At 62.9% G+C, this 19,647-nt stretch carries 23 protein-coding genes, 1 tRNA gene and 1 pseudogene; 10 read left to right on the forward strand and 15 right to left on the reverse strand.

All coding sequences use genetic code 11. The features are described 5' to 3' along the window. Positions 1–8: 8 nt before the first annotated feature. Positions 9–1,208 (reverse strand): GNAT family N-acetyltransferase, encoded by a 1,200-nt coding sequence (locus HUN39_RS10340; RefSeq protein ID WP_175094434.1) that lies wholly within the window; start codon positions 1,206–1,208, stop codon positions 9–11. A gap of 123 nt (positions 1,209–1,331) precedes the next feature. Between HUN39_RS10340 and mtnA the strand changes: the two genes are divergently transcribed. Continuing rightward, on the forward strand, positions 1,332–2,420 hold the full coding sequence (gene mtnA, locus HUN39_RS10345; RefSeq protein ID WP_175094435.1) for an S-methyl-5-thioribose-1-phosphate isomerase: 1,089 nt from the start codon (positions 1,332–1,334) through the stop codon (positions 2,418–2,420). On the opposite strand, the gene HUN39_RS10350 is transcribed toward mtnA, so the two are convergent. Further along, the gene (locus tag HUN39_RS10350; protein WP_175094436.1) at positions 2,417–3,079 is read right to left on the reverse strand and encodes a class II aldolase/adducin family protein; all 663 of its coding nucleotides are present in this window, start codon (positions 3,077–3,079) and stop codon (positions 2,417–2,419) included. The genes mtnA and HUN39_RS10350 overlap by 4 nt on opposite strands. A 165-nt stretch (positions 3,080–3,244) precedes the next feature. On the opposite strand from HUN39_RS10350, the gene HUN39_RS10355 reads away from it, so the two are divergent. The 3 genes from HUN39_RS10355 to HUN39_RS10365 all read left to right on the forward strand — a co-directional run bounded on the left by HUN39_RS10355 (position 3,245) and on the right by HUN39_RS10365 (position 5,187). Further along, positions 3,245–3,320, forward strand: a tRNA-Ile gene (locus tag HUN39_RS10355). A gap of 407 nt (positions 3,321–3,727) precedes the next feature. Then, entirely contained in the window at positions 3,728–4,756 is a 1,029-nt protein-coding gene (locus tag HUN39_RS10360) for a hypothetical protein (protein ID WP_175094437.1), read from the forward strand. 263 nt (positions 4,757–5,019) lie between these two features. Further along, entirely contained in the window at positions 5,020–5,187 is a 168-nt protein-coding gene (locus tag HUN39_RS10365; protein WP_175094438.1) for a hypothetical protein, read from the forward strand. Positions 5,188–5,191: 4 nt separating this feature from the next. On the opposite strand, the gene HUN39_RS10370 is transcribed toward HUN39_RS10365, so the two are convergent. Next, a complete protein-coding gene (locus HUN39_RS10370) occupies positions 5,192–5,674 on the reverse strand; it encodes a DUF2165 family protein (RefSeq protein ID WP_175094439.1) in 483 nt (160 codons plus the stop codon). Between the two features lie 98 nt (positions 5,675–5,772). Here HUN39_RS10370 and HUN39_RS10375 point away from each other — a divergent pair, with 98 nt between their 5' ends. Together HUN39_RS10375 and HUN39_RS10380 are read left to right on the forward strand one after the other, a co-directional pair. Next, the gene (locus HUN39_RS10375) at positions 5,773–6,477 is read left to right on the forward strand and encodes a glutathione S-transferase N-terminal domain-containing protein (protein WP_175094440.1); all 705 of its coding nucleotides are present in this window, start codon (positions 5,773–5,775) and stop codon (positions 6,475–6,477) included. A gap of 43 nt (positions 6,478–6,520) precedes the next feature. Beyond that, complete coding sequence (locus HUN39_RS10380; RefSeq protein ID WP_123176393.1) at positions 6,521–7,204, forward strand: orotate phosphoribosyltransferase; 684 nt, start codon at positions 6,521–6,523, stop codon at positions 7,202–7,204. A gap of 19 nt (positions 7,205–7,223) precedes the next feature. Here HUN39_RS10380 and HUN39_RS10385 read toward each other — a convergent pair whose 3' ends face one another. Then, positions 7,224–7,517 (reverse strand): peptide-binding protein, encoded by a 294-nt coding sequence (locus HUN39_RS10385; protein WP_175094441.1) that lies wholly within the window; start codon positions 7,515–7,517, stop codon positions 7,224–7,226. An 81-nt stretch (positions 7,518–7,598) separates the two neighbouring features. On the opposite strand from HUN39_RS10385, the gene HUN39_RS10390 reads away from it, so the two are divergent. Both HUN39_RS10390 and recG read left to right on the forward strand, forming a co-directional pair. After that, the gene (locus tag HUN39_RS10390; RefSeq protein ID WP_175094442.1) at positions 7,599–8,243 is read left to right on the forward strand and encodes a M15 family metallopeptidase; all 645 of its coding nucleotides are present in this window, start codon (positions 7,599–7,601) and stop codon (positions 8,241–8,243) included. Positions 8,244–8,277: 34 nt separating this feature from the next. After that, on the forward strand, positions 8,278–10,380 hold the full coding sequence (gene recG, locus HUN39_RS10395) for an ATP-dependent DNA helicase RecG (RefSeq protein ID WP_175094443.1): 2,103 nt from the start codon (positions 8,278–8,280) through the stop codon (positions 10,378–10,380). A 7-nt stretch (positions 10,381–10,387) separates the two neighbouring features. On the opposite strand, the gene HUN39_RS10400 is transcribed toward recG, so the two are convergent. The 9 genes from HUN39_RS10400 to coaD all read right to left on the reverse strand — a co-directional run bounded on the left by HUN39_RS10400 (position 10,388) and on the right by coaD (position 17,147). Beyond that, positions 10,388–11,587: a DNA methyltransferase gene (locus HUN39_RS10400; RefSeq protein ID WP_175094444.1), complete on the reverse strand. Its 1,200-nt coding sequence runs from the start codon at positions 11,585–11,587 to the stop codon at positions 10,388–10,390. Between the two features lie 3 nt (positions 11,588–11,590). Continuing rightward, positions 11,591–12,061, reverse strand: coding sequence for a HigA family addiction module antitoxin (locus HUN39_RS10405; protein WP_232366029.1), 471 nt, complete (start codon positions 12,059–12,061; stop codon positions 11,591–11,593). A 31-nt stretch (positions 12,062–12,092) separates the two neighbouring features. Further along, complete coding sequence (gene tgt / locus HUN39_RS10410; RefSeq protein ID WP_175094445.1) at positions 12,093–13,217, reverse strand: tRNA guanosine(34) transglycosylase Tgt; 1,125 nt, start codon at positions 13,215–13,217, stop codon at positions 12,093–12,095. Continuing rightward, positions 13,214–13,546 carry a hypothetical protein gene (locus HUN39_RS10415; protein WP_175094446.1) on the reverse strand — a complete coding sequence of 111 codons (333 nt, stop codon included), beginning with the start codon at positions 13,544–13,546 and terminating at the stop codon, positions 13,214–13,216. The genes tgt and HUN39_RS10415 overlap by 4 nt, the downstream gene beginning before the upstream one ends. Next, positions 13,543–14,604, reverse strand: a complete 1,062-nt coding sequence (queA, locus tag HUN39_RS10420) for a tRNA preQ1(34) S-adenosylmethionine ribosyltransferase-isomerase QueA (RefSeq protein ID WP_175094447.1) — start codon at positions 14,602–14,604, stop codon at positions 13,543–13,545. The genes HUN39_RS10415 and queA overlap by 4 nt, the downstream gene beginning before the upstream one ends. 94 nt (positions 14,605–14,698) lie before the next feature. Continuing rightward, positions 14,699–15,400 (reverse strand): PRC-barrel domain-containing protein, encoded by a 702-nt coding sequence (locus tag HUN39_RS10425; RefSeq protein ID WP_175094448.1) that lies wholly within the window; start codon positions 15,398–15,400, stop codon positions 14,699–14,701. Positions 15,401–15,563: 163 nt separating this feature from the next. Next, positions 15,564–16,019: a peptidylprolyl isomerase gene (locus HUN39_RS10430; protein WP_018408601.1), complete on the reverse strand. Its 456-nt coding sequence runs from the start codon at positions 16,017–16,019 to the stop codon at positions 15,564–15,566. 42 nt (positions 16,020–16,061) lie between these two features. Then, positions 16,062–16,613: a peptidylprolyl isomerase gene (locus HUN39_RS10435; RefSeq protein ID WP_175094449.1), complete on the reverse strand. Its 552-nt coding sequence runs from the start codon at positions 16,611–16,613 to the stop codon at positions 16,062–16,064. Between the two features lie 9 nt (positions 16,614–16,622). Then, positions 16,623–17,147, reverse strand: a complete 525-nt coding sequence (gene coaD, locus HUN39_RS10440; RefSeq protein WP_175094450.1) for a pantetheine-phosphate adenylyltransferase — start codon at positions 17,145–17,147, stop codon at positions 16,623–16,625. Positions 17,148–17,477: 330 nt separating this feature from the next. On the opposite strand from coaD, the pseudogene HUN39_RS19250 reads away from it, so the two are divergent. Beyond that, positions 17,478–17,678: pseudogene (locus HUN39_RS19250) on the forward strand (LysM peptidoglycan-binding domain-containing protein); the annotation flags it as partial. A gap of 35 nt (positions 17,679–17,713) precedes the next feature. On the opposite strand, the gene HUN39_RS10450 reads toward HUN39_RS19250, so the two are convergent. Then, positions 17,714–18,310 carry a glutathione S-transferase gene (locus HUN39_RS10450; protein ID WP_175094452.1) on the reverse strand — a complete coding sequence of 199 codons (597 nt, stop codon included), beginning with the start codon at positions 18,308–18,310 and terminating at the stop codon, positions 17,714–17,716. A 170-nt stretch (positions 18,311–18,480) separates the two neighbouring features. Here HUN39_RS10450 and HUN39_RS10455 point away from each other — a divergent pair, with 170 nt between their 5' ends. After that, complete coding sequence (locus tag HUN39_RS10455; RefSeq protein ID WP_175094453.1) at positions 18,481–18,726, forward strand: hypothetical protein; 246 nt, start codon at positions 18,481–18,483, stop codon at positions 18,724–18,726. A 74-nt stretch (positions 18,727–18,800) separates the two neighbouring features. Here HUN39_RS10455 and HUN39_RS10460 read toward each other — a convergent pair whose 3' ends face one another. Then, positions 18,801–19,646 carry a 23S rRNA (adenine(2030)-N(6))-methyltransferase RlmJ gene (locus tag HUN39_RS10460; RefSeq protein ID WP_175094454.1) on the reverse strand — a complete coding sequence of 282 codons (846 nt, stop codon included), beginning with the start codon at positions 19,644–19,646 and terminating at the stop codon, positions 18,801–18,803. Between the last annotated feature and the right edge of the window lies 1 nt (position 19,647).

Consider the following 19,647-nt stretch of genomic DNA (forward strand, 5'->3'; position numbering starts at 1 on the left):
AAGGAAAATCAGTCGCCGTTTTCGCTCTTGTAAGGAAGCTCTGCCGCATGTTCGGCGGCCCATTCCGCCACCGCCGCGCGCTCGCGCGCCAGATAGTCCGAGACCGCCTCGGCGAGGCGCGGGTCGGCCAGGTAATGAGCCGAATGGGTGATCACCGGCCGATAGCCCCGCGCGATCTTATGCTCGCCCTGGGCGCCGGCTTCGACGCGCTTGTAGCCGTGGCGGATCGCGAATTCGATCGCCTGATAGTAGCAGACCTCGAAGTGGAGAAACGGCAGCGCCTCCAGCGCCCCCCAATTGCGCCCGTAGATTGCGTCGTCGCCAAGAAAATTGATCGCTCCGGCGATATGCCGCGCGCCGCGACGCGCCATGACCAGCAGGATGCGATCCGCCATGCGCGCGCCGATCTCGTCGAAGAACGCGCGAGTCAAATAGGGGCGACCCCATTTGCGCGCGCCTGTATCCATGTAGAAGTCGAAAAACGAATCCCAGTGCTCCGAACGAATGTCGCTTCCCGTCAGCAGATCAATTGTGATGCCGTCGCCGAGCGCTTCGCGTCGCTCACGCTTGATCGCCTTGCGCTTGCGCGCCGTGAGCCGCGCCAGAAAATCCTCGAAGTCGGCATAGCCTTCATTGACGAAGTGGAACTGTTCTCCGGCGCGGTAAATGAATCCGGCGCCGCTCAGCGCAACGCATTCCTGCTCCGTGCAGAACGTGACGTGAATGGAGGACGCGCCGCTCGCCTTGCGCAATCCCTGCAAGGCGGCGATCAGCGCATCGCGCGCCCCTTCGGGCGCATCACGCGCGATCAGCAGCCGACGCCCGGTCACAGGCGTGAAGGGCGCGGCCACCTGAATCTTCGGATAGTAGCGTCCGCCCGCAAGCTCATAAGCCTGCGCCCAACTTTGATCGAACACATATTCGCCGAGGCTATGCGTTTTGATATAGGCCGGCGCGCAGGCGACAAGCCGCCCCCGCGAATCTTCGACGAGCGCATGCGCCGGCGCCCAGCCGACGCGCGCGCCGACCGACTTCGACGATTCGAGCGCGCGCAAAAACGCGTGCGAGATAAAAGGATTATATCGCTCGCCGACCGCGTCCGGCAGGCCGGGCGGATTGGCGCAGGCGTCCCAAGCCTCAGCCGCGACGGAGTCGAGCGATTCGGCGTATCGGACCGAAAATTCTTGCGCCGAAAATTCTTGCGCCATGTGTCCGGTGGAGCAGCCGCGTTTCAAAGCTTTCTAGCACAGCGTCGCGGAGCCCTCTAACATGGCGCTGAGGGCGACCTCATCCAAGCGCGACGTTTTTGATGGAAGCAAAAAGCGAGCCGCATGAGAATTAACAGTCGCGACTACAGAACGATCTGGCTCGATTCGGACGGGCGGCGGGTGCATGTCATCGATCAGACCGTGCTCCCGCATCGCTTCGAGACGAGAACGCTCGCGAGTTGCGAAGACGCCGCTGAAGCGATCTGCGCGATGAGGGTGCGCGGCGCGCCGCTCATCGGCGTGACCGGCGCCTATGGCATGGCGCTCGCCGCCTGGCGCGATCCAAGCGACGCCGCCATCGAGAGCGCCCATTCGGCGCTGCTCGCCACGCGGCCAACGGCCGTCAATCTGCGCTGGGCGCTCGATCGGCTGCGTGCGCTTTTGCTCGCCGCGCCGATCTCCGCCCGCGCCGGCCTCGCCTATGCGGAGGCCGCCAAGATCGCTGAAGAAGACGTCGCCGCCTGCCAAGCCATCGGCCGCTTCGGCGCCGAACTCATTCATAAAGCGCGCCTCGGCGAGGGTCCCGTCAACATCCTCACCCATTGCAACGCCGGCTGGCTTGCCACCGTCGATTGGGGCACGGCGCTGGCGCCGATCTATACGGCGGCGCGGCAAGGCGCGTCGATACATGTTTGGGTGGACGAAACGCGTCCGCGCAACCAAGGGGCGAGCCTAACGGCCTTCGAACTGCTGGGCGAAGAGGTTCCACATACGATCATCGCCGATAACGCCGGCGGCCATCTGATGCAACATGGTCTTGTCGATCTCGTCATCGTCGGCAGCGATCGTACGACGCGCGCCGGCGACGTGTGCAACAAGATCGGCACCTATCTCAAGGCGCTCGCGGCGCACGACAATGACGTGCCGTTCTATGTCGCGCTGCCGTCTTCGACCGTCGATTGGCGCATCGCCGACGGCGTCCGTGACATTCCGATCGAAGAGCGCAGCGCGCGCGAAGTCACCCATATCAGCGGCCGGGGCGTCGACGGCGCGCCGATCGAAATTCAGCTCACGCCCGACGGCTCTGCGGCGCGCAATTTCGGCTTCGACGTCACGCCGTCGCGCTTTGTCACGGGCCTCATTACCGAGCGCGGCGTCTGCGCCGCGACGGAAGAAGGGCTGAGGGGATTGTTCCCGGACCTTGGCGTTTAGCGAAGCTCTTTCGAACTCTCGCGGGTTCCGTAGTTCTTGAAGCGCTCCACCGTGCGCATGATCTCATCATCGGAAAGCACGACGGGTTCACCGGCGAGCGCGCCGAGGTAGAAGACCTGCGCAAGCGCTTCGAGCTCGACCGCGCGCCACAGGGTTCTGCGCATAGTCGCGCCGGTGACGATGGCGCCGTGATTGGCGAGCAGCACGCCGTCGCGATCCGCAAGCCCCGCCACGACGAGCCGCGACAGCTCCGCCGTGCCGTAAGGCGCGTAACCGACGCAGCGCACGGTCGGGCCGCCGAAGGCGGCGATCATGTAATGCACGGCGGGAATGTCGCGCCGCAAGGTCGCGATCGTCGTCGCATAGGGCGAATGCATATGCGCGATAGCGTTCACGTCCGGTCGCGCGCGGTAGATGTCGAGATGGAACCGCCACTCGCTGGACGGCGGCAAAGGACCCTCGAAGACACCCTCGCCCGCCAGCGGCAGGCGCGCGATCAGACCAGGGGAAAGCTCGCGGCTGGGAACGCCGCTCGGCGTGACAAGCGCGGCCTCGCCAACCCGCAAGGACAGATTGCCCGCCGAGCCGTGATTGAGCCCCAGCCGCTCCATCTCCTTCGCGGCGTCGACGATCTCCGCGCGCGCGTCGCGTTCGTTCATGCGGGAAGCCTTACAGGCGCGGCGCGGCCCGTGGCAAGACAAGCTGTCGTATGCAGACGGCCCGCGCGCCAGGGCGAACGGGAGCGCGCGATGAGAGCGATTGCATGCAAGCCCGCGATATTGCGCGCGCTCGGGTTGCGGTATAGGAGGGGCGTCCCCGTCTCGGGGCCGGTAGCTCAATGGTTAGAGCCGGCCGCTCATAACGGTCTGGTTGCAGGTTCGAGTCCTGCCCGGCCCACCAGCAAATTCAATTACTTAAATTACGCTTTGAAACCAGTAGCTTGATCACCCCTCCAGTTCACGCACTCAACCGCTGCAGATCAGTCCGGTCCATGTCCGCCGTAGCTCCCTATATATTTCAAAGCGCCCTTTAGCGCCCGCACCTTTCGATCGCTATTTGTCCAAAGCATTATTCCAGAACGGCCAGGGCGCCACCCAGTTTCAGTTCATCCTCAAGATCAGCCGGTTATAATCAAATGGATTTGCCAGCCCTCGCCTGGCCCCGCTTCCTCGTGACTTGCGCGGAACGAACGCTGGCAAGCTGCGTTATAGGGACGCTCGCTTCCGCAAACGCGAACGTAAGCTTTCGATCCGTCGAAGCGACGATCTCCCCAAGATGCTTGTGAAATTGGCTGAGGGATTTTGCGCATGTACATGACGCCCATCGACTTTATCGACCTCGGGTTTCGCACGTTCATGCGCAATCCATTTTCCGGTCCCGAACACATCTCGCTCCGGAAAGGGGAAAGCGACTTTCGCTTGTTGGGCGCGCGCGAGGGACTCGTGGTGACGCTCGGTCCGGAGACGTCCTTTTTTGATCGGCCAAGCAGGTCTGTTTGCCGGTGGCCTGGAACACGGACCATCCCGCGCCAAAGTCCTCACTTCGTGCCGAAACGCGCCTGGATCGCAAATGAGTTCGCGACATTCCTTTACGTGTTCTGCGGCGGCGGAGACGTGAAACTCAATCGGATCGCCACTTCGGAGAAACAAAGGGAAATTTTGTTGACGGCTGGCGAAGGCAACGTCGTCGAGAAAATCGATCTGACGAAACTTGCAGGAGACAATTCTCCGCCGCTTCTGTTTCTCCAGCCTGCCTATCTTTGTTCATCCGCCAATGCCACGATTGAATCCGTTCCCTGTGACGCGTCGACCATGAGTTGGGCGCGAGCGCCCTATGTCTACAGGACTTGCCCAGTCGACGATTCGTCGACGCCTGCGATCTTATGTCTTGCTGGTAAGACGATGATCTGGTGCGAACGGATCGAGCCCGGCGAGAGTCGGGACTATGCTCTGGGAAACGTCATTGCGACGACCGCCAATGTCGTTTCCAAACTGCGGCCAACCAGCCAGACTCATCCTGAGGATCGCAAGGCCGCCACATCAAAACATGGTCGTTCTCAAGCGAATGCAATTTCGGCGTCCGCAAAGACGAGCCGCGATAGTTCGATCCGCGGGCGACTGCGTGAGTGCGCCGCCGCCACGAAAATCCTCTTTGAATCGATGCGCGCCCGTGAAGGATTTTTTGTGTGCGAAGTGACCAATGAATCTGACGCGCCGGCCCATGTTTTTATCCAACTCAACAAAGGCAATTTTTATGGCGGCTCAGGGCTCGTTGGCATCGTGATAAAACTCGTATCCAGCATCTTCCGTATGTCGCACCTGTCGCTGGGTCATTAGTCGACTGGCGGACGCGCGCGAGTCAAAGCCGAGCGCCGCAAGGCGCGCCGGTGAAACTCAGGCCAGCGGCAGCTTTCTGTCGTGGTTAAATGAACGATGTCGTGGCGAGAAAAAGCCGCTCCGCGACGCGGTCAGTCGAACATCGGCTTGCACGTTGAGCAGGCGCGCATGCCGAATTCGTCTTATTGACGCGCCCCCGCTCTTGAAAACAGCGCCGGCCTGATTAATTCGCCAGTGCGGCTCTTTCGCGCGAGGACTTTGCAATGGCTGACGACGAAAACCCCACCGTTAAAAAGAACAAATATCTTTTCGGGGGCGTAGGGGCCGTTCTCGGCGGTCTGACCGGCGTCGCGATCGGCGGCCCGCTCATCGCGGTGGTCGGGGCGGGACTTGGCGGCCTGCTCGGATACAATATGCTGAAGCGGTTGTGACGGGTTAATCGTCGCGCTGACCCAGAAACAGCAACACCAGCGCCGCGCAGCCGATGAAGCGGAACGCGGCTTGCTCGGCGTCTGGCTGGGACCGCCACATCTGGAACCATTCCCCGCCGACGGCCATGAAGCCGAACAGGTAAAGGCCGACGGCGAGCGCAAGACCCGCAATCGCGACGCCCTTTGCGGCGTTGAACCGCGCGGCCTCCGCCTTGCGCCTCAGCAACAGCCGCCACACGCCCGCCAGAATGAGCGCGCCGGCGGAAAACTCCACCGCGATGATGAAGGCGTAAAACATCCGATGCAGCGCGGGACTGGCGACGGCGCGCCACTCCAGCGGGCTGCCGGCCGGCACCTGATCCATCGACATCACATGGCTGACGAACTGGTAATTCGTGGCGTAGTCGGTCACATTATTGATCGCGACGAGCAGAATGAGCGCGCCGAGCGCGGCCGTCAGCAAAATCTTCGAATATCTCATCAACATGTCGACCACTCCCGGACCCAGCCTAGCATGACCTGAGCCATTGATCTTGCGACGCGAGGGCTTACAACACAGTCTGCTCTCCCGTCGGACATGCGACCATGATTGATCTTTATTACTGGCCGACCCCCAACGGCCACAAAGTCACGATTTTTCTCGAGGAAGCGGGACTCGCTTATCAGATCAAGCCCGTCGACATCACGAAAGGGGACCAATTCAAGCCAGAGTTTCTCGCGATTTCTCCGAACAATCGCATGCCTGCCATGGTCGACCGCGCGCCGGCCGATGGCGGCGCTCCGGTAGCGCTCTTCGAATCGGGCGCGATCCTCGTCTATCTCGCGGAGAAGACCGGACGGCTTTTTCCCGCGGACCTCCATGCCCGCGCGCGAACGCTGCAGTGGCTGTTCTGGCAGGTCGGCGGACTTGGCCCGATGGCCGGTCAAAACCACCACTTCGCCAAATACGCGCCGGCAAAAATTCCCTACGCGATCGAGCGCTACCGTAACGAGACCGGTCGGCTCTACGGCGTGATGGACGGTCAGCTCGCCAAGACGCCTTTTCTCGCAGGCGAGTATTCGATCGCCGACATCGCCTGCTATCCCTGGATCGTTCCGCATGAGGATCAGGGCCAGGATCTGCACGACTTCCCGCATCTCAAGCGCTGGTTCGAGGCGATCCGTTCCCGGCCGGCGGTGATCCGCGCCTATGCGGCGGGCGCTCCCTATGAGCGGTCGCGTCTCGATTTTACGGCGCTGGAGCGCGAAATACTTTTCGGCCAGACCAGCGAGCGCGGCGGCGCAAAATAGGTTATGGCTGCGCGGCTTTTTTAAACAGGGACACGCCGCATCCATGTCGAACGACCGCCAAACCGCCGCGCGAGAGACCGCCAAGGCGCTGATCGAAGTGCAAGCGGTGCTCGTGAATGTCGATAAGCCTTTCATAACCACCGCCGGCTGGGCGTCGCCGGTCTATATCGACATGCGCAAGATCATCGCCTTTCCGCGACTGCGGCGTCGCCTCGTCGAATTCGCAACGCGGACCATCGAGCGCGACATCGGCTATGAATCGCTCGACGTCGTGGCGGGCGGCGAGACGGCCGGCATTCCCTTCGCGGCCTGGATCGCCGACAGCCTCATGCTGCCGATGCAATATGTGCGCAAAAAGCCCAAGGGCTTCGGCCGCAACGCCCGCATCGAAGGCGATGTGATGGAGGGCGGCCGCGCCCTGCTCGTCGAGGATCTGGCGACCGACGGCGGCTCGAAGAAGGATTTCGTGCAGGCGCTGCGCGACTCAGGGCAGCGCTGCGACCATGTCTTCGTGTTCTTCTTCTACGATATATTCGCCGGCGCGCGCGAGGAGCTGGCCGCGCTCGGCATAAGCCTGCATGCGCTCGCAACCTGGCGAGACGTGCTCGCCGTGGCCCGCGAGCACAAATATTTTCCCGATGACGCGCTGAACGAAGTCGAAGCCTTCATCGCCGATCCCGTCGCCTGGTCGGCCGCGCATGGCGGCCTCGCCAAGGCGAAGGGATAGCCCGGCCGAAGCGGGCGCTTTAGCTGCAGCGGATAAATTCACGATAGAGCCAGCCGAGCCGCTTGCCGCCGGGGCTCGCCACATAGGCCCAGGGCTTGCCGTGATCGTCCTCGCCATAGCGCTGCACGATAATTGCCTTCCCGTCTTCAATGGCGCCGATGACATTTTTGCGCTGATCGCGGATGGCGATCGAAGCGCCCATGGCGTCCGTCGCCTTGCAACGATCGCCAGCGAGCGCCGTCGCGCCCCACGCGATCGCGGCGGCGAGAGCGGCAAGAGTGAGGCCGGCGAAAGGCGCGAGTTTCTCGGACATGAAAGGCCTCCCGATTGCGATGGAAAGACCTATAGTCAGGGTTCGAGAGTTACGAATTGCGCCAACGCACGTGGAGCCGCCATGCGCAGAGTGATGTTTCTTCTTATCGGGGTGTTTTCCGCACCATCGGCGCACGCCGGCGAACCGCCGCCAGGCTTCGCGCGCCTTGCTGACGTCGCGCCGGGCATCGTTCAGGAGATGCGCTATGCCGGCGCCGACAATTTCACCGGCGCCCCAGTGCCCGGCTATGACGCGCCGCAATGCTGGCTGCGCACTGAGGCCGCCAAAGCGCTGGCCGCCGCGCAGAAGGATGCGCGCGCCCGCGGGATTTCGCTCGTCGTCTACGATTGCTACCGACCGCTGCGCGCCGTTTCGGCCTTCGTCGACTGGTCGCGCAACGCCGATCAGCGGACGAAGACCGAACATTATCCGCGCCTCGCCAAGAGTGCGCTGTTTCCCGAGGGCTATATCGCCGAACACTCCACCCATTCGACGGGATTGGCCGTCGATATGGGCGTCAAAGGCTGGAATTTCGGCACGCCGTTCGATTTTTTCGATACGCGCTCATGGACGAAAGCCAAAACCTCAAAGACGGCGCGGGCGCATCGCGACGCGCTCGTGGCGCTGATGCGCCGCCACGGCTTTGAAAATTTTCCGCGCGAATGGTGGCATTTCACCTACAAGGGCGCGGAGGGCGCGCCGAGCTACGATGTCGAGATCAAGTGACCCGTTCCGCGCCGGCGAGCTGAACTGAACCTTCATGCGTCCCTCCCTGCTCGACCCCTTCTTCGGTCGCGTCGCCGCACTGCCTGGCGTCGGGCCGAAAACCGCCAGGCCGTTCGATCGGCTGCTCGCCAAGCCGGGGACGGAAGCGCGCCTCGTCGATCTGCTTTTCCATCTTCCGTCGACTGTCATCGACCGCAGCGTGCGGCCCACGATCGCCGCCGCCCCGCTCGAAACGATGGTGGTGTTGAAGGCGCGCGTCACCGAGCATCGTCGCCCTCAGGGCCGATATTCGAAATCGCCCTATCGCGTGCTCGTCGAGGATGACACCGGCGACGTCGAACTCGTGTTCTTTCTCGCCAATCCCGACTGGATCGAACGCAGCCTGCCGCTTGGCGCGACGCGCTGGATTTCGGGACGCATCGAGCTTTATGACGGGCGCCGCCAGATCGTGCATCCGGACCGCGTGCTCGACGAAGCCGGATTGGCGAAGCTCCCCCCATATGAAGCCGTCTATGGCCTCACCGAGGGCCTGCAGGCGCGGTATGTCTTACGCGCGACGGAAGAAGCGCTGACGCGCCTGCCGAATCTTCCGGAATGGCAGGACGCCAGCGTTCTCGCCGCCAATAAGCTTCCCGCATTCGCCGAGGCGCTGCGCGCGGCGCACCGGCCGGCAAGCGCTGATGCGCTCTCGTCGCAGCATCCTGCTCGTCAGCGTCTCGCGCTCGATGAATTGCTCGCGAGCCAGCTCGCGCTGCGCCTCATTCGCGCAAAGATGCGCCGCCCTCCGGGTCGCGCGCACAAGGGCGACGGCCGCTACGCCCGAGCGATCGAATCCGCCCTGCCGTTTCGCCTGACGCGCGCGCAGCTGCGCACGCTTGACGAAATCCGCGCCGATCTTGCGTCGGAACAGCGCATGCTGCGGCTCGTTCAGGGCGATGTCGGATCCGGCAAGACCGTCGTCGCGGCGCTCGCCATCGCGAGCGTGGCTGAGACCGGCCGGCAAAGCGCCTTGATGGCCCCGACCGAGATCCTTGCGCGTCAGCACCACGATCGGCTTACGCCAACGCTCGCATCCGCGGGACTGCGCGTCGCGCTGCTGACAGGCCGCGCCAAGCCGAGCGAGCGCGCAGCGCTCCACGCCGCCATTGGAGCGGGCGAAGTCGACGTCGTCATCGGCACGCATGCTCTCGTGCAAAGCGATCTCGCCTTTCACGACCTCGGCCTCGCCGTCGTCGATGAGCAGCATCGCTTCGGCGTCGAGCAGCGGCTGGCGCTCGGCGCTAAGGGCGACGCCGTCGACGTGCTGGTGATGACCGCGACGCCCATTCCGCGCACGCTGGCGCTGACCGCCTTCGGCGACATGGACTGCTCGGCGCTCGACGAAAAGCCGCCCGGCCGCACGCCGATCTCAACGCGCGCGCTTCCGGCCGAGAGAATCGACGAAGTAATTGCGGGGCTGCGCCGCGCCTTGGCTGAGGGGGCGCGGGCCTATTGGGTCTGTCCGCTCGTCGAGGAGAATGAGGAGCTGGACCTCTCCGCTGCGCAAGCGCGGCACGCTGATCTGTCGAAGCTTTTTGGAGCGGCGGTCGGCCTCGTTCACGGCCGAATGAAAGGCGGCGAGAAGGACGCGGTGATGGAAGCCTTTCAGCGCGGCGAAGTCAAAATTCTGGTCGCGACCACGGTCATCGAAGTTGGCGTCGACGTTCCGGAAGCGACGATCATGGTCATCGAACACGCGGAGCGCTTCGGCCTTGCGCAGCTGCACCAGCTGCGCGGACGCGTTGGGCGCGGCTCGGGAAAGTCCTCATGCCTGCTTCTTTACAAGGGTCCTTTGAGCGAAGCGGCGAAGGCGCGGCTGATGATCATCCGCCAGACGGAAGACGGATTTCGCATCGCCGAGGAAGATCTGCGGCTGCGCGGCGAAGGCGAAATTCTCGGCGTGCGCCAGGCCGGTCTGCCGAGCTTTCGGCTCGCCGACCTTTCCGCCCACGCGCGCCTCCTCGCCGTGGCGCGCGATGACGCCGAATTGATTCTGCGTCGCGATCCCGAGCTTGCGAGCGACAGAGGCCGGGCCTTGCGCGCCCTGCTCTACCTCTTCGAACGCGACGACGCCGTGCGCCTGCTGCGCGCCGGCTGATGCGACGTCAAAAGCGACGCGCGATCACGATTCGGTTGCTGTTGACGCCCTTCACATTGTTGGCGACGCCCCAGCAGTTGCTGGTTTTCGTGAAGCTTTGCTCGTTGACGAGCACGCCCAATCGCTCGAACGGAAGATCGTCGAGCGCGCGCCAGACCAGCTGTTCGAGCGGGAGCGCCCCGCCCCTGACCTCGCCAACCTCATAAGCGACGTGACCGCCCGGCTTCACGACACGGGCCAGTTCTTGGAAAACGTCGCGAGTCATTGCGCGCCAGTCTTCCGGCGCGCGAAGCTGCGACAGGCGGATGCTGTCGACGTCGATTCCCGCGAACCAGTTGCGCAGCCAATTGTCGCCGCGATAGTCGACGACGTCGAGAAAAGGCGGCGACGTGACGACGAGATCGACCGTCGCATCGACGATGTGCTCCAAACGGGCGGCATCCGCCACGACGAGTTGCGCGTCGCAAGCCGTCGGCGCGTCCTCGGCGAGCAAAGCGCGCGATTTCTTGAAAATCAGCTCCCCGATGTCGCGCCGCGGCGGCGTTTGTTCCCGACGCGCATTGATTTTCAATTGCGCCTTAACAGACACGGCCTGGTTCGGGGGCATCGTATAAACTGAAAAGAATCCGGGCGAGTGGCCCGTCAATCGATTGAGCGCCACCATGCGGATCCAGCTGTCCACGTCGTCGAGGCAGCCATCATTTGCGCGGATCAGCAGATAGCGGCGCAGCGCGCATATCTGCCGCAGCGTCTCAGAGTGGTAAAAAGCGAGAAGGTCTTCGCGATCAACTTCGCCGCGCCCCCAGGGCGCGGCCGCAAGCCGCGCCTCGATATCACAAAGCGCAGGAGGCCGCAGCCGCGGGCGCGTCAGCAGCAACGACAGCGGATTGGCGTCGGAGCCGATGGGCCTCCGCCCCATCAGCGCCGCTTGCAGGATGGTCGTGCCGCGACCCATGAACGGATCGCAGACGACATCTCCCGGCTGCGTCAGCCGGTCGATGAAAAACGCGGGAAGCTGCGGCTTGAAACAGGCGCGATAGCTGATCTCATGCAGCGGATGGGCGCGCCTTTGCCCGGCGGTCCAGAAGGCGTTGAGGTAATAAGGAACGCCGTCTGCGACAACGGCGCGGGTCGCCGCGCCGAATTCTGCGGACCAACGCAGGTCGTGGAAGAATTCCGTTTCCGCGAGCTTTTGAACTGCGCCCATGCCTCAGTCGCGCTGACGATCGGCGAGGCTTGGCAATGACTTGATCCTCGCGCCGGCAGCGCGGCGCGCGAGCGAAAGCTCATATTGCGTCTGCAGCTCCAGCCAATCTTCTGGCTGGACGCCGAACCAGTGTCCGAGCCGCAGCGCGGTATCGGCGGTGACGCCCCGCTGGCCATTGAGGATGGCGGTGACCCGATTGACCGGCACGTCGATATCTCGCGCCAGATCCGACGCCGTCAGTCCGAGTTCCTGCAAATGACGGGCAAGAATTTCGCCAGGATGCGACATCCCATTCTCCATCGACGCCAGTTTGGATTTTGACGGGCGCGTGCGAACGCTCTCGCGTCGCAGATGCGTCGGCCGACGCGCCTTTGCTGGCGCTTCCCGCCGAACGCCGATCAAAAATCTTCTGGTGAGCTCTTCATGGTAGCGGCCCATGTTCCGCCCCCGCCGAATATTGTTTTCGTAAACCATATTATCTGGTCCGTAAACTCGGCTGAGGTCGTTAAGCGCTTTCGCCCTCGATCCATTTGGCGCGCGTTTCGGCGATGAAGTCGGCGAGGCGCCCGGCGCCGATGGCCCCGCGCAGGCCCGCCATCAGCTCCTGGTAATAGGCGACATTGGCCTGGGTCAGCAGCATCATCCCGAGGATTTCCCCTGCTTTGACGAGGTGATGCAGATAGGCGCGCGAATAATCGCGCGCGGCCGGGCAGGACGACGCCTCGTCGAGCGGCCGCGGATCGTCGGCGTGGCGCGCATTGCGCAACGTCACCCGTCCGTGGCGGGTATAGGCAAGGCCGTGTCGGCCGGCCCGAGTCGGCATCACGCAGTCAAACATGTCGATTCCCCGCGCGACGGCCTGAACGATGTCGTCAGGCGCGCCCACGCCCATGAGATAACGAGGTTTTGATTCGGGCAAATGCGGGGCGGTCGTCTCGAGCATGTCGAGCATCACGCCCTGAGGCTCGCCGACGGCCAGACCGCCGACGGCGATCCCGTGGAACTCCATGCCGGCAAGCGCCTGGGCGCTTTCGATCCGAAGCCGCTTCGATTCACCGCCTTGCACGATGCCGAACACCGCCCTGCCCGGGCGCTCGCGAAACGCCTTACGCGAACGCTCGGCCCAACGCAGCGAAAGACGCATGGCGCGTTCGGCCTCGCTTTCGGAACATGGCAGGCGCACGCATTCGTCGAGCTGCATCTGAATGTCCGACCCGAGGAGATCCTGAATTTCCATCGAGCGCTCGGGCGAAAGATGATGGCGTGAACCGTCGATATGCGACTGAAACGTCACGCCGCTTTCATCGAGCTTGCGCAGCTTCGCAAGCGACATCACCTGAAAACCGCCGGAATCCGTCAAGATCGGATAGGGCCAGCGCATGAATTCATGCAGCCCGCCCAGCCGCGCGATCCGCTCTGCGCCTGGTCGCAGCATGAGATGGTAGACATTGCCGAGAAGAATGTCGGCGCCCGCGGCGCGTACGTCTTCGACGAACATCGCCTTCACCGTCGCTGCGGTGCCGACCGGCATGAAGGCGGGCGTACGGATCGATCCGCGCGGCGTGAGAATTTCGCCCTGGCGGGCGAGGCCGTCGGTCGCGAGAACGGAAAAGGAAAAAGCCTGCGTCACGTCCTGTCCTTTGCGCCGAGCGCGGCAATTTTCACAATGCGATAGCGGCCGCTGTCGCATTCGTTGAACCATACGGCGAACTCTGAGCCGACATTTATCGTCGCCTCGCGCAGGTCAGATCGCCAGCTCTCTCCATGACCGAAGTCGATTCGTCCGTCGCGCCGTAGAACGAATGGGCGCACGCTATCGCCGTCGAGCGCAAAGGCGCCGAAAAGATTCCATGCCGAAACGATTCGCGCGCCGTCGATCCGCGCGTCAATGGTCATCGGCGCCTCTCGCGGATCGTCACGCCAGAGCGCGAGGATGCGCATATCGCGAGGCTCGCTCATGTTTTGGAGCGCTGAAGCAGACAAGCGTCGCCGTAGGAATAAAAGCGATAGCCGCTTTCGATGGCATGCGCATAGGCGGCCTTCATGCGCTCAAGGCCGGCAAACGCCGCGACCAGCATAAACAGCGTCGAACGCGGGAGATGGAAATTGGTGAGCAGCATGTCCACGGCGCGGAAATGATAGCCGGGCGTAATGAAGATCCGCGTGCGCGCGGCATAAGGCGCAAGCCGTCCGGCGTCGTCCGCGGCGCTTTCGAGCACGCGCAACGCCGTCGTGCCGACGGCGACGATGCGTCCGCCTCCCGCCCGCACATCGTTCAGCGCCTGCGCCGTTTCAGCGTCAAGCCGCGCGAATTCCTCGTGCATCCTGTGCAGGTCCGTGTCATCCGCCTTCACGGGAAGAAAGGTGCCGGCGCCCACATGCAGCGTCACGCGATAAAGATGAACGCCCCGCGCTTCGATCGCAGCGAGCAGCTGCGGCGTAAAATGCAGGCCCGCCGTGGGCGCGGCGACCGCTCCCGCTTCGCGCGCAAAGATCGTCTGATAGTCACTTTCGTCACGCGCGTCGGCCGAGCGCTTGCCGGCAATATAGGCCGGCAGGGGCATGACGCCCGCCTGCTCTATCGCGATATCCAGAGCGGGTCCGCGAAGCTCGAAAGCGAGCGTGATTTCGCCGTCCTCTCCCTTTGCTTCGACGCGAGCGTCGATCTCGCCCCCATGGCCCATAAAGCTTATGCGATCGCCGATCGCGAGCTTCTTTGCCGGGCGCATCAGCGCGCGCCAGCGGGAAGCGTCCAGCCGTTCGATCAGCGTCGCTTCGACATTGGCGCTCAACGCGCCGCGAAAGCGCCGACCGGAAAGCCGCGCGTGAATGACGCGCGAATCATTGACGACGAGCGCGTCTCCCGGACGAAGGTAATTCGGCAGATCGCGAACAATCCTGTCCTCGAAAGGCCCGCCCGACGGGACGACGAGCATACGGGCGCTGTCGCGAGGATCGGCGGGCCGAAGTGCGATTCTGTCTTGCGGGAGGTTGAAGTCGAAAAGGTCGACGCGCATGCGGAGCTTGCAAAAACCATAAGCTCCGTCAGGTCAAGTACGCCAGAACGGTTGGCGGCGCCGATTGTCGACCAACCGGCGCCGCGGCGAGAGCTTATTGGTAGGAGCCGACGCGTCGGCGACGCTCGTCGAACCGGAACTCCGGAGCGTTCCGCAGATCGTCGCGAGTCGTGTTCACAATCGCTTCGATGTCGCCATCTTGGTTCCTCGAAACGACCATTGATGTCGGGTCAATTGCGATATGGCGCTCGCCGGTGCCGAGGAAACCGCCGACGCTGACGATGACCGCACGCACGTTTCTATTGTTGTCGAAGATGACGTCTTCGATCTCGCCCACGTTATCATTCTGAAGATTGCGGACGTCGCTGCCGATCAGCTGAGACATGCGCATATCGGTGGGGCCGAGCCTGTAAAAAATTACGCGGGCGGAGCCGAGCTGCTCCAGTTCGCGCATTTCAGCTGCGGATCTCCCTTTCGTCGTCCGCCGATCCATGCCCGTCCGGTCCATGCCTGACTGGCTATCCTGATCGCGCATCCGTTCCCGCGCTGCGCTGCCTCGCCAAGTCGGCGAGGGGTCGTCGTCGCGGCCCATCTCCCGCCAGCCGCCGCCAGATCTCGTATCCTCCATATCCTTGGCTGGTTGGCCTTGTTTCTCCTGCCACTGATTGCTGCTGCGAGACTGAGTTTGACTTTTGCTCGAGCTCGCGCCCGTGCGATCGCGCCCTGCATTCGCTGTCACGCCGGCGGAAAGCGCGATCGCCGCGACTGTAGCGATCAACAACTTGAGCGATTTCATCGGATACTCTCCACTGTTCCGCTCGCCCGTCGGCGAGCGATACTTTGCAACCAGCGTCTGGAGAGATAGTTCCGAATCCTGCGTCGAACTCAGGACTTTACTGCACATGCGCCCAAGGCCGGGGCGCATGCTTGACCAAGGAGTTCATTCTCGCGTCAGTCGATCAGCCCAACGTGGCCTTGACGATCTTGTCGGGATCTTTCACCGGCTCGCCGCGCTTGATCTTATCGACATTCTCCATGCCGGAGACCACTTCGCCCCAGACCGTGTATTTATTGTCAAGGAAGCGCGCGTCATCGAAGCAGATGAAGAACTGCGAATTGGCGCTGTCTGGGCTTTGCGCGCGGGCCATCGAGCAGGTGCCGCGCACATGCGGCGTGCTGTTGAACTCGGCCTTGAGGTCTGGATATTGCGATCCGCCCGTGCCCGTGCCGCGCGGGCAGCCCGTCTGAGCCATGAAGCCGTCAATCACGCGATGAAAGACGATGCCGTCGTAGAATCCTTCCGAGACGAGCTTCTTGATATGCGCGACATGATTGGGCGCGAGGTCTGAACGAAATTTGATGACGACCGGTCCCTTCGTCGTCTCAAGCGTCATGGTGTCGGCGGCTTCGGTCATTATCATTTCCTTTGATTTTTGCAGGCGTAGCAGCTCTTCAACTCAGCTCTCGTCGCCAGCGACGCGCATCTTGATGATCTTATCCGGATTATCGACCATGCCATTATTGGACTTCGAACCCTTCTTGATCTTGTCGACGACGTCCATGCCGGAGACCACCTCGCCGAACACGGTGTATTTGCCGTTGAGCTGCGGCGCGTCCGCGTAGACGATGAAGAACTGCGAATTGGCCGAGTCATTGTCGCCCGGCTGACGCGCCATTCCGAGGACGCCGCGCTTGAACGGCGTATTCGAGAACTCCGCCTTAAGATCGAGATAGCGGGAGCCGCTCATGCCCGTCCCGGTGGGATCGCCGGCCTGAGCCATGAAACCGTCGATGACGCGATGGAACGCAATGCCATCGTAGAAATGCTCTTTCGCGAGCTTCTCAATGCGCTCGACATGTTTGGGCGCGAGATCAGGCCGCAGCTTGATGGTGACGCGGCCGTCTTTTGTGTCGAGGTAGAGTGTGTGGTCATCGGCCGCGCTGGCAGGCATGGCGCTCAGCGCGGCGGCGGCCGCAGCGGCAAGGATGAGACGGCGCGTGAATTTCATGAAGCCTCCCTATGTGTTGCCGCGCCTTTTGACGGCGCGTTCAAGTGCGGCGACGGCGGCGGCCGGCGCAAAGGCCGACACGTCCCCGCCAAGCGCCGCGATCTGGCGCACGAAGGTTCCGCTAACATGGCGTAGCCCTGGCGAAGCAGGCAGGAAAATCGTGCGAATGTCGGGCGCAAGCGTCCCGTTCATCCCCGCCATCTGCATCTCATAGTCGAAATCGGCGCTATCGCGCAAACCGCGGAGAATGGCGCAGGCGCCGTGCTGGCGCGCGGCCTCGACGACGAGTCCGTCAAAGCCCGCGACCTCGAAGCCGCAAGACGCGCCCAGCCCGGCGCAGGCGTCGCGAATGACCGCCGCGCGCTCGTCGAAAGAGAGCCACGGTTTCTTGCCGTGGTGCACGCCGATCGCCACGACGATCCTGTCAAACAGCGCCCCGCCCTGCGCCATCACGTCGAGATGGCCAAAGGTCAAGGGGTCGAACGTGCCGGGGTAGAGGGCCGTCCGCGCGGTGGTGGCAGAGGTGGCGGTCATCGCAGCGGTATAGGAGATTTTGCGCGGCTTCGCGAGACGGTGAGCGCCTTCGCCAATCCGACGGCCTGCCAAAAGCCGGCGTCCGGTCGGCAACGCGTCGCGCAGGCGTTGCTTTTCGCCGAGGTCCGCCCTCCTGCGTTGCGAACGGAGCCCTACAATAGGTCAGCGTATCCGGCCAAGGGTCGGACGCCTGCGACGGAGGCTCTAATGGGACTGTTGGATTTTTTGACCGGAAAAGGCAAACCGGGGCCTGCCCCAGACGCGCTCAAGAAGACGGCCGACGCCACCCCTAAGGCTGATGAGAGGCCCGGCGCGGCCGCGTCCGAAACTTTCTATGTCGTGAAGCCAGGCGACACGCTGTGGAAGATCGCGGAAGCGCATTATGGCGCCGGCAAGGGCGCCAAATATATGGAGATCTTCGAAGCCAATCGCCCGATGCTGACAGATCCTGATAAAATTCAGCCCGGCCAGCGCCTGCGCATTCCGCACGGCTCGACCGGCCCCAGCGGCGAAGTCGCCGGCACGCATTAGTCGGCGGTAAAGGCGAAGGCGAGAGTGATGTGAAATTAGGCCTTCGTGGCTTCGAAGGCTGGGACGGCGCACGCAAATTTTTCGAGCCAGGCGACAAGGCGCGGGTGATTCTCCCGCCATGCGCCCGCGAAACGCAGGTCGAGATAGCCGAGCGCACAAGCGACTGCGATATGGCCGATGTCAATCGAGCCGGCCGGCGGAACTGCGCCGAGCACAGCGAGCGCCCGGTCGATCTTACCTTGCTGAAGCGCGATCGCTTCGTCGTAACGCAAGGCTTCTGGGCGATTGAACGTTTCGTAGCGGATCAATAGAGCGGCGTCATTGATCCCGTCGCCGAGCGCTTGCAGCCGCAAGGCCGCGAAGCGGGCCGTCGCCTCGGTTGGAATGATCCGCCCGCCGCCGGCGAGATGATCCAGATATTCGGCGATGACCCGACTGTCATACAGCGACGAGCCGTCCTCCAAAACCAAAGTCGGGATTTTGCCGAGCGGGTTTTGACGACGCAGACTGTCGGCGGGATCGGCCGCATTTGCGGTCGTGATTTCGATCCCATCCGACAAGCCGAGCACGTCGGCGGCGATGCGGATCTTCCTAGCGTAGGGCGAAGCGGGAGAATAACGCAAGATGAGCATGGCCGCTCCTACCATCCGATTACGAAACCAACAACGGCGTTATGGGGACCGTCAACCTTTGGGGCCTCCGCCGGATGGACTTGATAAGCGCGCATATTGGTCCAGATGTCGAAAGACCGACATGCATGACGGCGCAGTGATTTGAGTCGTTCTAGCAGGGAGAGGTTAAGATGGAACGCCGCACCTTTATTACGGCGCTGCTCGCCGGCTTTGGCGCGACTGTCGTCGTCTCACAAGCGCAGGCGCTTTCTGGGCTGGCGCCGCTGCAAGATGGGATGGCTCCCGCGCAGCCCGAGTTCGGCGTCGCCACGCCTGAAGACATGCAGAACGCAAAGATCGAAAAAAGCTGGTGGCGCCGTCGCTGGGGTTGGCGAAGGCGGCGTTGGCGTCGTCGTTGGTGGCGCCGCCGCAGGTGAGCGCGACAGTACGCTCCTTAGTTCGAACTACTCTTCCGAGGCCGGCCAAGGTCGGACTCGGAAGCTTGATCAGGTCATTCACCTGCGAGCCAGGCAATCTCGTAGCCCGCGCCTTCGCCCTGCGCCATCCGTGCAGCGAGGAAGGAAAGGATAATTCGCGCTTCTTCTTCGAACACGAAGGGCGGATTGACGACCGCCATTCCGCAGCTGCGTAATCCCGCTCCGTCTCCGCCAATGCTCAATGAAAGCTGCAGGATGCGCCGTATGCGGCTTTCCCTCAGCCTATTATGCAATTTTCGAATGTCGCGATCGCTCTTCGAGGGATGCCACAAGGCGTAAATGCCGGAACTCCATTTCGCATATGATTTACTAAAGGCGTCGAATGCGGCTTCGAACTCGTCCTCGCGCTCGAAAGGCGGATCAATCAACGCGAGCCCACGCCGCTCCTTCGGCGGAACATAAGCGCCAAGCCCCACATAACCGTCGATATGAATCGCCTTAATGCGCTCGTCGCGCGAGAACCGGCGACGCAGCGCCGCGAAGGCGTCGGGCCGCAGCTCGCAGAAAATCGCGCGGTCCTGCGGGCGCATCAATTTCTGCGCGATCGACGGCGAACCTGGGTAGAGCGCGGGCTTTCCCTCGTAATCGCGCGGCCCGAGACAATCGATGTAGGGCGCAAGCAGCGTGCGAACGTCCGCACTCGCGCCGGAGAGATCAGCGAGACGTCCAACGCCGCCGCGCCACTCGAGCGTGCGCTCCGCCTCCTCCGCTGAAAGATCATAGGCGCCCTCTCCTGCGTGCGTATCGATCACGCGAAACGGCGTCTCCTTGCGCCTCAGATAGACCAAGAGGCGCACCAGCAGCGCATGTTTGAAGACGTCGGCGAAATTGCCGGCGTGAAACCCGTGGCGATAGTTCATA

The organism is Methylocystis silviterrae, from assembly GCF_013350005.1.
GTDB lineage: Bacteria > Pseudomonadota > Alphaproteobacteria > Rhizobiales > Beijerinckiaceae > Methylocystis > Methylocystis silviterrae.

Coding starts and splice junctions, on each gene's coding strand:
- HUN39_RS10340 (WP_175094434.1), bottom strand. CDS start 1,208: ATGGCGCAAGAATTTTCGGCGCAAGAATTTTCGGTCCGATACGCCGAA.
- mtnA (WP_175094435.1), top strand. CDS start 1,332: ATGAGAATTAACAGTCGCGACTACAGAACGATCTGGCTCGATTCGGAC.
- HUN39_RS10350 (WP_175094436.1), bottom strand. CDS start 3,079: ATGAACGAACGCGACGCGCGCGCGGAGATCGTCGACGCCGCGAAGGAG.
- HUN39_RS10360 (WP_175094437.1), top strand. CDS start 3,728: ATGTACATGACGCCCATCGACTTTATCGACCTCGGGTTTCGCACGTTC.
- HUN39_RS10365 (WP_175094438.1), top strand. CDS start 5,020: ATGGCTGACGACGAAAACCCCACCGTTAAAAAGAACAAATATCTTTTC.
- HUN39_RS10370 (WP_175094439.1), bottom strand. CDS start 5,674: ATGTTGATGAGATATTCGAAGATTTTGCTGACGGCCGCGCTCGGCGCG.
- HUN39_RS10375 (WP_175094440.1), top strand. CDS start 5,773: ATGATTGATCTTTATTACTGGCCGACCCCCAACGGCCACAAAGTCACG.
- HUN39_RS10380 (WP_123176393.1), top strand. CDS start 6,521: ATGTCGAACGACCGCCAAACCGCCGCGCGAGAGACCGCCAAGGCGCTG.
- HUN39_RS10385 (WP_175094441.1), bottom strand. CDS start 7,517: ATGTCCGAGAAACTCGCGCCTTTCGCCGGCCTCACTCTTGCCGCTCTC.
- HUN39_RS10390 (WP_175094442.1), top strand. CDS start 7,599: ATGCGCAGAGTGATGTTTCTTCTTATCGGGGTGTTTTCCGCACCATCG.
- recG (WP_175094443.1), top strand. CDS start 8,278: ATGCGTCCCTCCCTGCTCGACCCCTTCTTCGGTCGCGTCGCCGCACTG.
- HUN39_RS10400 (WP_175094444.1), bottom strand. CDS start 11,587: ATGGGCGCAGTTCAAAAGCTCGCGGAAACGGAATTCTTCCACGACCTG.
- HUN39_RS10405 (WP_232366029.1), bottom strand. CDS start 12,061: ATGGTTTACGAAAACAATATTCGGCGGGGGCGGAACATGGGCCGCTAC.
- HUN39_RS10415 (WP_175094446.1), bottom strand. CDS start 13,546: ATGAGCGAGCCTCGCGATATGCGCATCCTCGCGCTCTGGCGTGACGAT.
- queA (WP_175094447.1), bottom strand. CDS start 14,604: ATGCGCGTCGACCTTTTCGACTTCAACCTCCCGCAAGACAGAATCGCA.
- HUN39_RS10425 (WP_175094448.1), bottom strand. CDS start 15,400: ATGAAATCGCTCAAGTTGTTGATCGCTACAGTCGCGGCGATCGCGCTT.
- HUN39_RS10430 (WP_018408601.1), bottom strand. CDS start 16,019: ATGACCGAAGCCGCCGACACCATGACGCTTGAGACGACGAAGGGACCG.
- HUN39_RS10435 (WP_175094449.1), bottom strand. CDS start 16,613: ATGAAATTCACGCGCCGTCTCATCCTTGCCGCTGCGGCCGCCGCCGCG.
- coaD (WP_175094450.1), bottom strand. CDS start 17,147: ATGACCGCCACCTCTGCCACCACCGCGCGGACGGCCCTCTACCCCGGC.
- HUN39_RS10450 (WP_175094452.1), bottom strand. CDS start 18,310: ATGCTCATCTTGCGTTATTCTCCCGCTTCGCCCTACGCTAGGAAGATC.
- HUN39_RS10455 (WP_175094453.1), top strand. CDS start 18,481: ATGGAACGCCGCACCTTTATTACGGCGCTGCTCGCCGGCTTTGGCGCG.
- HUN39_RS10460 (WP_175094454.1), bottom strand. CDS start 19,646: ATGAACTATCGCCACGGGTTTCACGCCGGCAATTTCGCCGACGTCTTC.